The organism is Oligoflexus sp., from assembly GCF_035712445.1.
Classification (GTDB): Bacteria; Bdellovibrionota_B; Oligoflexia; order Oligoflexales; family Oligoflexaceae; genus Oligoflexus.
The window spans coordinates 107,835-121,178 of sequence record NZ_DASTAT010000018.1; the positions used below are offsets into that span (position 1 = coordinate 107,835).

Genomic DNA, 13,344 nt, shown 5'->3' on the forward strand with positions numbered 1-13,344 from the left:
CACATGGATCGTAAACAGAAACAAGTGCTCCGCGAATCAGCCACAGCCCGATTCAAAAAATCGAATGCTGTGATCGTCGCTGAATACCGTGGTCTCACGGTAGAAGAGCTGACCCAGCTGCGCGTGTCCCTGCGGCAAGCCAGTGCTGAATTCCGCGTGATCAAGAACCGCATTGCCAAGAAAGCCATTGGCCTGGAAGTCCAGGAAATGGAAGGTCTCTCGAAGGCTCTTGTTGGCCCAGTAGGCGTGATCTGCGCTTACGGCGACTCGGCTCAGGCGACCAAAGCTGCACTGAACTTTGAAAAGGATCATCCGAACTTCAAAGTGACTGCCGGCTACATGGAAGATGCGGCTCTGAGCAAGGCTCAGTTGCAGTCGATCGCCGATCTGCCCAGCAAGGAAGTGCTCCTTGGTCAGCTCGTCGGGACGCTCATCGCGCCTCATAGAGGGATCCTGGGCGTCTTGAACGGCGTCAACCGCAATTTGGTTCAGGTTATTAACGCAATTAAAGATAAGAAAACATCTTAATCCTAGGGCTTTCGTTTAAGTTCGAAGCTAGCTGGATGTGATTTGGGAGGAGAATTTTCATGGCTAACGTGACAAAAGAACAAGTCGTTACTTTTCTTGAGAACCTGACTCTGCTGGAAGCTGCTGAGCTGGTAAAAGAGCTGGAAGAAAAATTCGGTGTAAGCGCTGCTGCACCTGTTGCTTTCGCTGCCGCTCCTGCCGCCGCTGCTGCTCCTGCTGAAGAAAAAGACGAATTCACCGTCATTCTGAAAGACTCGGGCGACAAGAAAATCAACGTGATCAAAGAAATCCGCGCGATCACTGGTCTTGGCTTGAAAGAAGCTAAAGACCTCGTTGAAGGTGCACCTAAGGAAGTTAAAGCTAACGTTCCTAAGGAAGAAGCTGCCAAAATCAAGGCTACCCTTGAAGCAGCTGGCGCCAAGGTTGAGCTCAAGTAATATACAGATCGGAAAGATGCAGCCAGCTAGTGAAAATTGGCAGGGCTCATCTTTCCGCTTTTTTATTGCTTTGATTCCATATATCCTAACTTCCTTGAGGATATGTGAAGTTGACGAATTTACGACGAATGAATTGCCGGTAGTCGAGTTGATCGACGCGGCCTAAGTTCGTTCGGAGATTCCTCAGCCCGTTTCATCGGACACTAAATGCAAAAGGCTACCGCAACGTACGTGGAGGGTGTCTGCCTTTCACCTTTTATTCTCTCCGACGAGGTTGAGGATAGGCGGTACTTTTTGCCTTTTTGAGCCTAAAGGTTCTGTGACGACGGTTACAGGACCCTTCAGCGTCTGATGAAGCGAGTGACGGCGGACAGCAAACATTTCTTCGCCAGAGACATTATTCGTAATCGCCCGGCTGCGGGGTTTCTCTCCCGAATCCGGCGTATAGCAGAGACTCTGTTTCTGTTAGCGGCATCGATGGGATAGCGCGGTTGCGGTGCCACGCGAGAAGCCGGAAGTGCGGCCGGTTATTGCGTGGAAGAAAACGGGATTCCTTTCATAGGAGTGCTAAATGACCTCCCTCGCTTCCAGTTTTACACGTCCTCGAAAACGCTTTGAAAAAATTACCCCGGCAATCGACATACCTTACCTGATCGAGCTGCAGAAGAACAGTTATAACATGTTCTTGCAGGCGACCGAACTTCCGCAAAATAGGAAGGCTGTGGGTCTGGAAGCCGTGTTTAACTCGGTGTTCCCGATCACTCACTTTGCTGAGACAGCATCGGTTGAATTCGTCAGCTATTCGTTTGAAGAGCCCAAGTACACCGTGGACGAGTGCCGTCAGCGTGGTATGAGCTTCGCAGCTCCTCTTAAAGTCGTGATCCGACTGGTTGTCTGGGACCTCGACAAAGAAACCAATGTCAAGTCCATCCGCGACGTCAAAGAGCAGGAAGTTTACTTCGGTGAAATCCCGCTGATGACTGACGATGGTACCTTTATTATCAACGGAACTGAACGCGTTGTCGTATCGCAGCTGCATCGTTCGTCTGGTGTATTTTTTGACCATGACAAGGGACGCAATAGTGCATCCGGAAAGCTGCTCTACACGGCTCGCGTGATTCCTTATCGCGGCAGCTGGCTCGACTTCGAGTTCGACTCCAAGGACATCCTTTATCTCCGTATCGACCGTCGTCGTAAGATGCACGGCACGATCCTTCTGAAAGCTCTCGGTTACACCGACCAGCAGCTTTTGGACCGTTTCTATAAGAAAGAACTGGTTCGTATTCGTGAAGGCAAGCTCGAGAAAAAACTGAACTACGAAATCCTTCGTGGTCAGAGAGCTTTGACCGACCTCGTGGATCCGGCGACCGGCAAAGTCCTGGTGAAAAAAGGTCGTCGTATCTCCGTCGGCGCTATTCGCCAGATGGAGCAGGCCGGTATCGAGTACGTGGCCATGGAACAGGATGAACTCGTCGGAAAAATCACCGCCGAAGACATCCTCGACAAGTCTGACAAAGCTATCGTTCCTCTGAATACCGAACTCGGTCTTGAGCATCTGGAAAAGATGATCAAAGCCGGCGTGAAGGAATTCTCGGTTCTCTTCATCGACGGTGTGAACGCGGATGCTTCCTTCCGGAATACGCTCGTATCCGACAAGATCGAGACCAAGGAAGACGCCATCCTCGAAATTTACAAGCGTATGCGTCCGGGCGATCCCCCAACGATCGAACCAGCGACTTCGCTGTTTGATAACCTCTTCTTCAACCCCGACCGCTACGATTTGAGCGCCGTGGGTCGTATGAAGCTGAATCAGAAACTCGGCCTGGATATTCCTTTGGAAACCAGAACGCTGACCAAGGAAGACATTCTGCGGACAGTCGAGTATCTGATCGGTCTGAAAAATGAAAAAGGCCAGATCGATGATATTGATAACCTGAGTAACCGCCGCGTCCGCGCTGTCGGTGAGCTTTTGGAAAACCAATACCGCATCGGTCTCCTTCGTATTGAACGCGCTATCCGCGAACGCCTCCAACTGGGCGACGTGGATACGCTTCTGCCCCACGATTTCGTGAACAATAAGCCGGCTTCGGCTGTTGTGAAGGAATTCTTCGGCAGTTCGCAGCTCAGCCAGTTCATGGACCAGACCAACCCCCTCTCGGAAGTCACGCACAAGCGTCGTCTTTCCGCTCTGGGGCCGGGCGGTTTGAGCCGTGAGCGCGCTGGCTTCGAAGTCCGCGACGTTCACCCGACTCACTACGGCCGTATCTGTCCGATCGAGACGCCTGAAGGTCCGAACATCGGTCTGATTTCATCCCTCGCTTCGTATGCGAAAGTGAATGATTACGGCTTTATCGAAACCCCGTTCCGCAGTCTGACTGAGGAAAGCGGTGGCAAGAATAAGGTTCGCTATTATTCCGCAGCCGAAGAGCATCAGGACCATGTGATCGCCCAGGCGAGTAACATCCAGTCCGAGGAAGAGTTCGTTTATGCGCGCCGCGCCGGTGAATCCGAGATCGTGCGTGCGGAAGAAGCCGACCTGATGGACGTGTCCACCAGCCAGCTCGTATCGGTCGCTGCAAACCTGATTCCGTTCCTGCAGAATGACGATGCGAACCGCGCTTTGATGGGTTCGAACATGCAGCGGCAGGCCGTGCCTCTCCTGAAGACCCGTGCGCCACTCGTTGGTACCGGGATGGAGCGGATCGTTGCCCGTGACTCCGGTGCCACCATCGTTGCAAAACGTGATGGTCTGGTCGTGGCGGTTGACGCTGAACGTATCGTCATCAAAACCGAGGACAACAGCGGCAACCTTACGGAAGTCGGTGCCGAGGTTGATATTTACAAGCTTGAGAAAAACAAGCGTTCGAACGTCGATACCTGTATCAACCAGAAGCCGATCGTCGTCAAAGGCGAGACGGTGAAGAAGGGTGATATCATCGCCGACGGTTTCGCCACCGAAATGGGTGAGCTGGCTCTGGGCCAAAACGTGGTCGTAGCCTTCATGCCCTGGAGTGGTTACAACTTTGAGGACTCCATCCTCATCTCCGAGCGCGTTGTTAAGGAAGACCTTTATACTTCGATCCACATTCAGGAATTCGAATGTATCTCCCGCGACACCAAACTGGGTCAGGAAGAGATCACCTCCGATATCCCGAACGTCGGTGAAGAAGCTCTCAGAAACCTGGATGAAGCCGGTATCATCCGCATCGGTGCTGATGTGAAGCCGAACGACCTGCTCGTCGGTAAAATCACGCCGAAAGGTGAGACCCAGCTGACGCCGGAAGAAAAACTTCTCCGCGCGATCTTCGGTGAAAAAGCCGGTGACGTCCGTGATACCTCGCTGCGCGTGCCACCCGGTGTGGTCGGTACTGTGATCGGTGCGAAAGTCTATGCCCGTGAAGGTGCTGTGAAAGACGCCCGCTCGCTGCAGATCGAGGAAGAAGAAATTTCCCGTTTGCGGAAGGACGAAAGCGACCGTATCTCCATCATCAAGGACTCGGCAGCCCGTAAGATCGTGAAGATCGTGGCTGGTGAGACTTTGGCTGGTGAAATCCGCGGCCGTGATGGTGGAACCATCGCGACGTCGGGAACGGTTCTGACTGCCGACTTCCTCAATAACCTTGACTACATCTACTGGGAACATCTGGCTGTTAAAGACGCCCAGAAGAACTCCACCCTGACGAAAGTCGTGGAGAGCCTGCGCGAGAAGATCAACCTCATCCGTTTCATGACGGAAGAGCAGATCAAGAAAGTTCGCAAGGGCGACGAGCTGCCTCCTGGCGTGATCAAGATGGTGAAGGTCTATGTCGCGATCAAGCGTAAGCTTCAGGTCGGTGATAAGATGGCCGGTCGCCACGGTAACAAAGGTGTGGTGTCCCGTATTCTGCCTGAAGAAGACATGCCCTTCCTGACTGATGGCCGCCCTGTTGATATCGTGTTGAACCCGCTTGGTGTTCCTTCGCGTATGAACGTCGGTCAGATTCTGGAAACCCACTTGGGTTGGGCTGCCAAAGGCTTGGGCGAGAAGCTCCAGACCTTTATCGAGCAGAGCATCAATCGTCCTGAAATCGAGAAGTTCATCTTCTCCATCTGGGACGATGCCGAGACTCGCGAATTCGTGAAGTCCTGCTCGGATGAAGAACTCATGACCTTCGTGCGGAAATACCGCGAAGGTGTCCATCTCGCGAATCCCGTCTTTGACGGTGCTGGCGAAGAAGACATCAAGCGTTACCTGGAACTGGCCGGTCTCGACGCCGATGGCCAGAGCGACCTTTACGATGGTCGTACCGGTAACAAGTTTGATAACCGCGTGACGGTTGGCGTGATGTACGTGTTGAAACTCCACCACTTGGTTGACGAGAAGATCCACGCACGTTCGATTGGTCCATACTCTCTCGTTACTCAGCAGCCCCTCGGCGGTAAAGCGCAGTTCGGTGGTCAGCGTCTGGGTGAGATGGAAGTGTGGGCGATGGAAGCTTACGGTGCAGCGAATACTCTGCAAGAGTTCCTGACAGTGAAGTCCGATGACGTGCTGGGCCGGACCCGTATGTACGAGTCCATCGTGAAAGGCCAGAACATGATGATGCCAGGTCTCCCCGAGAGCTTTAACGTTCTCGTGAAAGAACTTCAGTCCTTGGCGCTTGATGTGAACCTGATCCGCGATGATCAGGAAATTGGTCTTGAGAGCTTCACCCAGTAATCACCGAACATGGTACTCCAGGTCATTGACCTGGGGTTTCGTCCGTCCTCATGGAGGTAACTCACTTGAACGATCTGGTAAACTTTTTTGATAAGCCTACGGATCCCTTAAGCTTCAGCGCGATCAAAATCTCGCTGGCTTCCCCGGAAAAGATTCGGAGCTGGTCATTCGGTGAGGTGAAGAAACCCGAGACCATTAACTACCGTACCTTTAAACCGGAACGCGACGGCCTCTTCTGTGCGAAGATCTTTGGACCCGTTCGCGATTTTGAATGTATCTGCGGCAAGTATAAGCGCATGAAGCACCGCGGTATCGTCTGCGACAAGTGCGGCGTGGAAGTCATCCACTCCAAGGTTCGTCGTGAACGCCTCGGTCACATCAACTTGGCGACACCAGTGGCCCACATCTGGTTCCTCAAGTCCTTGCCTTCGCGTATCGGCGCGATCCTCGACATCTCTTTGAAAGACGTCGAGCGCGTTCTTTACAGTGAATCGTACGTTGTCCTGGATCCAGGCAATGACGAGCTGACCAAGCTGCACGCCGGCCAGGTCATCAGCGAAGACGAGTACGAGCAACTGCTCCAGGAACACGGCAACGGTGCGTTCAACGTCGGTGTCGGCGCGGAAGCCATCCAGGAACTCCTGTCGGGCCTTCGCATCGAAGACCTTGGTGACGACCTGCGCAAAGCGTTGCTCGAAGCTTCCTCGGAAGCCGCGCGCAAGAAACTGCAAAAACGCCTGAAAGTCGTTGAGGCTTTCAAAAATAACGAAGCGAAACCGGAATGGATGATGCTGTCCGTAATTCCGGTTCTGCCTCCCGACCTGCGCCCTCTGGTGCCCTTGGACGGTGGCCGCTTCGCGACCTCTGACTTGAACGACCTCTACCGCCGCGTGATCAACCGGAACAATCGCTTGCTCCGTCTGATCGAACTCAACGCGCCCGAGATCATCATCCGTAACGAGAAGCGCATGCTTCAGGAAGCGGTTGATGCCCTCTTCGATAACGGCCGTCGCGGTAAAGTCTTCACAGGTCCTAACAAGCGCGCCCTCCGCTCGCTGTCGGACATGCTGAAAGGTAAGCAAGGCCGTTTCCGTCAGAACCTTCTCGGTAAGCGTGTTGACTACTCCGGTCGTTCCGTGATCGTGGTCGGTCCGACTCTGAAACTTCATCAGTGCGGCCTGCCCAAGAAAATGGCGATCGAGCTCTTCAAGCCGTTTATCTACAACAAGCTCGAAGAACACGGCATCGTGTCGACGATCAAATCCGCCAAGAAACTGGTGGAAAAAGAGCGTCCCGAAGTTTGGGATATCCTCGAAGAAGTAACCAAAGAGCATCCGATTCTTCTGAACCGTGCTCCTACACTTCACCGTCTCGGTATCCAGGCTTTCGAACCGGTTCTGATCGAAGGTAAAGCCATCCAGCTGCACCCGCTCGTCTGCTTCGCGTTCAACGCGGACTTCGACGGTGACCAGATGGCCGTTCACGTGCCCCTCTCGGTGGAAGCCCAGATGGAAGCCCGTGTTCTCATGATGTCGACCAACAACATCCTGTCGCCTGCATCCGGTTCACCCGTGATCGTGCCGACCCAGGATATCGTTCTCGGTATCTACTATCTGACCAAGGAAGATATTTCGGCCAAAGGCGCCGGCAAGATCTTTGGTTCGATCGACGAAGTGCGCGTGGCCTATGACCATAATGAAGTGAGCCTCCAGGCTCCCATCATCGTGCGTTTCAACGGCAAGCGTTACGACACCACAGTGGGCCGCGTGCTCCTGTCGGAAAGTCTGCCGAGCGAACTGCCTTTCGAAGCGATCAACAAGCGCATGGGCAAAAAAGAATTGGCCAAGCTTGTCGATGACGCCTTCCGTATCGCCGGACCGAAGAAAACGGTTCTGCTTGCGGACAGCCTGCGCGCCATCGGGTATCGCTACTCGACCAAAGCCGGTCTTTCGATTTCGATCGGGGACATGGTCGTTCCGGAAGGCAAAAAACGCCTGCTCGACGACGCTTACGAAGAAGTGAAGAAGATCAAGGAGCAGTACTCCGAGGGTCTTTTGACCGAAGGTGAGCGCTACAACAAGGTTATCGATATCTGGGCCAAGGTTACGGAAAATATCGCGGAAGAGATGTTCAAGAACATCGCGAAAGCGAAGAAAACCGACCACAAAGGCAATGTCAAAGAAGTCGATAGCAGCAACTCGATCTTTATGATGGCCGACTCCGGTGCTCGTGGTTCCGCTCAGCAGATTCGTCAGCTGGCCGGTATGCGCGGTCTGATGGCCAAGCCTTCGGGCGAGATCATCGAAACGCCGATTACCGCGAACTTCCGCGAAGGTCTTTCGGTTCTTGAATACTTTACCTCGACTCACGGTGCCCGTAAGGGTCTCGCGGATACCGCGCTGAAAACCGCGAGTTCGGGTTACCTGACCCGTCGTCTCGTGGACGTGGCTCAGGATGCCACCATCGCGGAAACCGACTGCGGTACGGCGAACGGCATCAACATGATTCCTCTGCGTGAAGGCTCGGACATCAAGCAATCCTTGGGTGACCGGACTCTGGGTCGTGTCTTGATTTCTGAAATCAAGGATCCGAACTCGGACGAAATCATCGCCAAGGCAGGCAGCCTGATTGATGAAGCTGTCGCCAAACGCATTGATAAGGCCGGTATCGAGATGGCTCGTATCCGCTCGGTGCTGACCTGTAACACCCGCATGGGTATCTGTGCGAAGTGCTACGGACGCGACCTTGCCACCGGACACATCATCAACGTGGGTGAAGCGATCGGTGTGATCGCGGCCCAGTCGATCGGTGAACCCGGTACACAGCTGACGATGCGTACCTTCCACTTTGGTGGTACCGTTTCGCACAGAATCGAGAAGAACACGCGCGACACTGGTTTCTCCGGTCTCGTGAAGTTCATCCGCATCAATGCTGTTACGAACCGCGATGGCAAGCAGATGGTTCTGTCCCGTAACGGCGAGATCCAGATCCTCGATAAGGATTCGGGAGCCGTTCGTGATACCTATCCGATTTCCTATGGTTCGGTCCTGCTCGTGAAAGAGGGCCAGGAAATCGACGCCGGTGCTTCGCTGGTTGAATGGGATCCGTTTGCGAACCCCATCATGGCGGAAGTCGGCGGTCGCGTGAAATACAGCGACTTGAAAGAAGGTCAATCGGTTGAAGAGCGTACCGATGAAGTGACGTTCCTGGCTCGTAAGGTGATTATCGAAACCCGCGGCACGGATCTTAAGCCTGCTGTGGAAGTCTTTGATCCTCATACTGGCAAGGTCGTTTCGGTCGACGGTAAACGCGATGCCCGTTACTCGCTCCCGGTCGGTGCTACGATTTTCGTGGACGACGGCAGTGACGTGCTCCCTGGTGATATCATCGCCAAGATTCCTCGTGAACAGGCGAAAACAAAGGATATTACCGGTGGTTTGCCTCGCGTTGCGGAACTCTTCGAAGCGAGAAAGCCAAAAGATTACGCTATCATGTCCGATCGCGATGGTACCGTGACTTTCGGTGCCGACTCGAAAGGCAAGCGTAAGATCGTGGTCGTCAGCGACGATGGACAAAGCTCCGACTTCACTGTGCCTAAAGGGCGCCATATTATCGTGACAGAAGGTGACTATATTCGTAAGGGTCAAACCCTTGTCGATGGTTCGCCGTCTCCTCACGATATCCTGCGCATCCTTGGCACACTGCAGCTGGCCAAGTACCTCGTGGATGAGATCCAGGACGTTTACCGTCTGCAGGGTGTAAAAATTAACGATAAGCACATCGAAGTCATCGTGCGTCAGATGTGCCGTCGTGTGAAAGTTCTGAGCCCGGGTGATACCCGCTTCCTCCCTGCTGAGCAGGTGGAAAAAGGAGAACTCGATGATGCCAACGCCAAGGTGCGTGAGCAGGGCGGTCAGGAAGCCATCTGGGAACCAGTCCTTCTGGGTATCACCAAAGCTTCCTTGTCGACTGACTCGTTCATTTCGGCGGCGTCCTTCCAGGAAACCACGAAGGTTCTGACCGAAGCTGCCATCAACAGCAAGATCGACCACCTCCGCGGCCTGAAAGAGAACGTCATCATGGGACGTCTGGTGCCAGCTGGTACCGGTTCCTGGCAGTACCGCCGTCTCGAATCCCGCGTTCGCGGTGTCGATGAGGCGCTGCCGGTGCTGAAGAATGTGATGGAAGCAAATTCGTGATGTAACCGCGTCCCCCTTCGGGGATGACGGAGTGGAAGGGTCGCCTCTTAGGGGGTGACCCTTTGCTACGTCATCTCCCCACATCACGTCAGCCCCGAAGGGGCCCGACGCAGGATCGTGGATCTCCCCTTTTGTTTTTCCTTAAAACCAGCAATAACTCTTGCCTTCCGGCCTCCAGATTGGTACTGATACTAGCCTCGCGTGTGGTTAAATCCAGCGAATGCCGCAGTGCATTCAAAGGGCGCCGTGAGATCCGGTGCTGACGGATGAGCAGATTTAGCGAGGTCAGAGCGTCAGAGTAGCAACGCAAGGCCCCGCAGCGATCAATCAAATTAGTTCGCAATCAGGCGAAAGCAGTAAGGATAAGAAAGCATGCCAACGATCAATCAGATCATCGCCAAAGGAAGAACGGTTCAGAAGAACCGGACGAAAGCTCCTGCGTTGAAGGGTTGCCCCCAGAAGCGTGGCGTTTGCACCCGCGTTTACACCACAACTCCCAAGAAGCCTAACTCCGCTCTTCGGAAAGTTGCTCGTGTACGCTTGACCAACGGCGTTGAAGTCACTTCTTACATCGGTGGTGAAGGCCACAACCTCCAGGAGCACAGTGTGGTTCTGGTCCGCGGTGGTAAAGTGAAAGACTTGCCTGGTGTGCGTTATCACATCGTACGCGGCTCCCTCGACTGCTCGGGCGTGAACGCTCGTCGTCAAGGTCGCTCGAAGTACGGCGCGAAAAGACCAAAAGCCTAATTAACCACATCAGCTGTATCAGCATTGGAGTGAAGTAGTATGGCACGTCGCCACACCGCAGAGAAACGGGCGGTCCTTCCGGATCCCGTTTTTAAAGATGAAGTCGTTACAAAATTCATCAACAGCATGATGAAGCATGGCAAGAAAGCTGCCGCTGAGAAAGCTTTCTACGGCGCCATGGAAGAAATTACTAAGCAAGGCAACGATCCTATCGAGACCTTCAAGACGGCTCTCGATAACGCCAAGCCTATGCTGGAAGTTAAGTCCCGCCGCGTCGGTGGTTCGAACTACCAGGTACCAGTCGAGATTCGCCCTGAGCGCCGTCAGGCCCTGGCGATCCGTTGGCTGATCGAATTTGCACGTGGTCGTAGCGGTCGCAGCATGCGCGAGCGCCTCGCCGGTGAAATTCTGGATGCCGCCAACAAGCGTGGCGCAACCATCAAGCGTCGTGAAGACGTTCATAAGATGGCTGAAGCGAACAAGGCGTTCGCGCATTATCGCTGGTAAGAAACGAAAAAAGTTGATTAAACTGTTCGCAAGTTTTGGCCCCGCTTTGGGGGCCAGCGAACAGTTTTTTTATTTCCAGAATCCAAGCCGAGCCGAGAAAACTTATGAAAGTGCAGGATCTTCCGCGGTTGCGTAACATCGGTATCATGGCCCACATCGATGCGGGCAAGACCACGACCACCGAACGCATTCTTTTTTATACAGGCAAGATTCACAAGGTCGGCGAGGTTCATGATGGCAACACCACCATGGACTGGATGGAGCAGGAGCAGGAGCGCGGGATTACGATCACCGCCGCGGCCATCACCGCCTACTGGAAAGATCACACCATCAACATCATAGATACCCCTGGCCACGTGGATTTCACGGTGGAAGTGGAGCGTTCCCTTCGGGTTCTCGACGGTGCGATCGCGGTCTTCGACGGCGTGCACGGCGTAGAGCCCCAGTCGGAAACGGTCTGGCGCCAGGCGGATAAATATAAGGTCCCGCGCCTCGCGTTTGTGAACAAACTCGATCGCGTCGGTGCCAGCTTCGAGGAATCGGTGCAGTCCATGCGCGATCGCCTCGCCGCGAACCCCGTTCCTTTCCAACTGCCTATCGGTTCCGAAGATGCCTTCGTCGGCGTCGTCGATCTCGTAACCCAGAAGGCCTATTACTGGGACGGTGACGCCCTGGGTCAGTCCTACCGCATCGAGGAAGTCCCCGATGATCTGAAGGACGAAGCTGAACTCGGTCGCATGCAGCTGATCGAAGCCGTCGCCGAATTCGATGATCAGACCATGGAAAAATTCCTGGAAGGCAAGGACCTGACCGATGACGAGATTCGTCAGGCCGCCCGCAAAGGCTGCATTGCCATGAAGATGGTTCCTGTCTTCTGCGGCAGCGCCTTTAAAAACAAGGGTATTCAGCCCCTTTTGGATGCCGTCCTTTACTATCTGCCTTCACCGCTTGATCTTCCCGATGTCCTCGGTCTTGATCCCGCAGATGAATCCAAATCCATGAAGCGCCGCCGTGTGCCGGACGAGCCTTTGACCATGCTGGCTTTCAAAATCCAGAATGACCCCTTCGTGGGCCAGATCACTTATGTGCGGGTCTATTCGGGCAAACTCGCGACCAGCGAAACCGTCTACAACGCACGGACCGGCAAGCGGGAACGCATCTCGAAAATCCTGCGTATGGAAGCCAACCAGCGTCAGGAGGTGGACTTCATCGAAGCCGGTGATATCGCCGCTGTTGCGGGTCTGAAGGTGGTCGCGACCGGTGACACCCTCTCGGATCCGAAATATCCCATCGTTCTGGAATCCCTGGATGTCCCGGAGCCGGTTATTTCCATTGCGATCGAACCCAAGTCGAGTGCCGATGCTCCGAAGATGACCAAGGCCCTTGAGCGCTTTGAAAATGAAGATCCGACCCTGAAGGTCAGCATCAACTCCGAAACCGGCCAAACCCTCCTCAGCGGCATGGGTGAACTCCATCTGGAAATCATCATCGACCGTATGCAGCGCGAATTCCGTGTGGGCGCCAACGTCGGCAAGCCTCAGGTGAACTATCGCGAAACGGTTTCCGCTGCGACCAAAGCGGAGAAAGTTTTCGAACGCGAAACGGAAAAACTCCATCAGTGGGCCCGCGTCGTGATCCAGGTCGAGCCAGGGCCGCAAACGTCGGCTCTGACGTTCGAAAGCAAGGTCGGTAAGGATAAGCTGAACGATGAAATGCAGCGGGCCGTCAAAGCCGGTTGTGAAGAAGCTGTGCAGGTCGGGGTGATCGCCGGTTATGCGATGACCGGGGTGAAGGCCACCCTTCTTGATGCCACCGTGGACCTGGAACGCTCCGAGGCCAGTGCCTTTAAAATCGCGGCGGGTATGGCCATGCGTGATGCCATGCGGGCCGCCAAACCGATTCTTCTGGAACCCGTCATGAGCCTTGAAGTCCTCGTGCCGGATGAATTCCTGTCGAACATCATCAAGGACCTCAACTCCCGCCGGGCGCGCGTGAACAATGTCGGCATGCGTGGTCACCTGCAGGAAGTTGATGCGATCGCGCCGCTTTCGGAAATGTTCGGTTATACGACGGATCTGCGGTCAGTCTCGCAGGGTCGCGCGACCTATACCATGCGCTTTGCTGCGTATGAGCAGGTGCCTGATTCTGTTCTGCAAAAAATCACCGGGGGCGGTTTTTAAGAGATTGACAACCCGGTCCGCTCCCGATAGAAAAGGTGCTCCTGCGA

General features: G+C 54.3%; 7 protein-coding genes. All 7 read left to right on the forward strand.

Features of this window, described 5'->3' with window-relative positions; translation table 11 throughout:
* Positions 1-3: 3 nt before the first annotated feature.
* The 7 genes from rplJ (at position 4) to fusA (ending at position 13,297) form a co-directional block, all read left to right on the forward strand.
* Entirely contained in the window at positions 4-528 is a 525-nt protein-coding gene (rplJ, locus tag VFO10_RS03625) for a 50S ribosomal protein L10 (protein WP_325137313.1), read from the forward strand.
* 59 nt (positions 529-587) lie between these two features.
* Positions 588-965 carry a 50S ribosomal protein L7/L12 gene (gene rplL / locus VFO10_RS03630; protein WP_325137314.1) on the forward strand — a complete coding sequence of 126 codons (378 nt, stop codon included), beginning with the start codon at positions 588-590 and terminating at the stop codon, positions 963-965.
* Between the two features lie 571 nt (positions 966-1,536).
* A complete protein-coding gene (gene rpoB / locus VFO10_RS03635) occupies positions 1,537-5,664 on the forward strand; it encodes a DNA-directed RNA polymerase subunit beta (RefSeq protein WP_325137315.1) in 4,128 nt (1,375 codons plus the stop codon).
* A gap of 65 nt (positions 5,665-5,729) precedes the next feature.
* Positions 5,730-9,863: a DNA-directed RNA polymerase subunit beta' gene (rpoC, locus tag VFO10_RS03640; RefSeq protein WP_325137316.1), complete on the forward strand. Its 4,134-nt coding sequence runs from the start codon at positions 5,730-5,732 to the stop codon at positions 9,861-9,863.
* Positions 9,864-10,235: 372 nt separating this feature from the next.
* On the forward strand, positions 10,236-10,610 hold the full coding sequence (gene rpsL / locus VFO10_RS03645) for a 30S ribosomal protein S12 (protein ID WP_324959118.1): 375 nt from the start codon (positions 10,236-10,238) through the stop codon (positions 10,608-10,610).
* Positions 10,611-10,649: 39 nt separating this feature from the next.
* A complete protein-coding gene (gene rpsG / locus VFO10_RS03650; RefSeq protein ID WP_325137317.1) occupies positions 10,650-11,117 on the forward strand; it encodes a 30S ribosomal protein S7 in 468 nt (155 codons plus the stop codon).
* A gap of 104 nt (positions 11,118-11,221) precedes the next feature.
* Positions 11,222-13,297, forward strand: a complete 2,076-nt coding sequence (gene fusA / locus VFO10_RS03655; RefSeq protein ID WP_325137318.1) for an elongation factor G — start codon at positions 11,222-11,224, stop codon at positions 13,295-13,297.
* Positions 13,298-13,344: the final 47 nt, after the last annotated feature.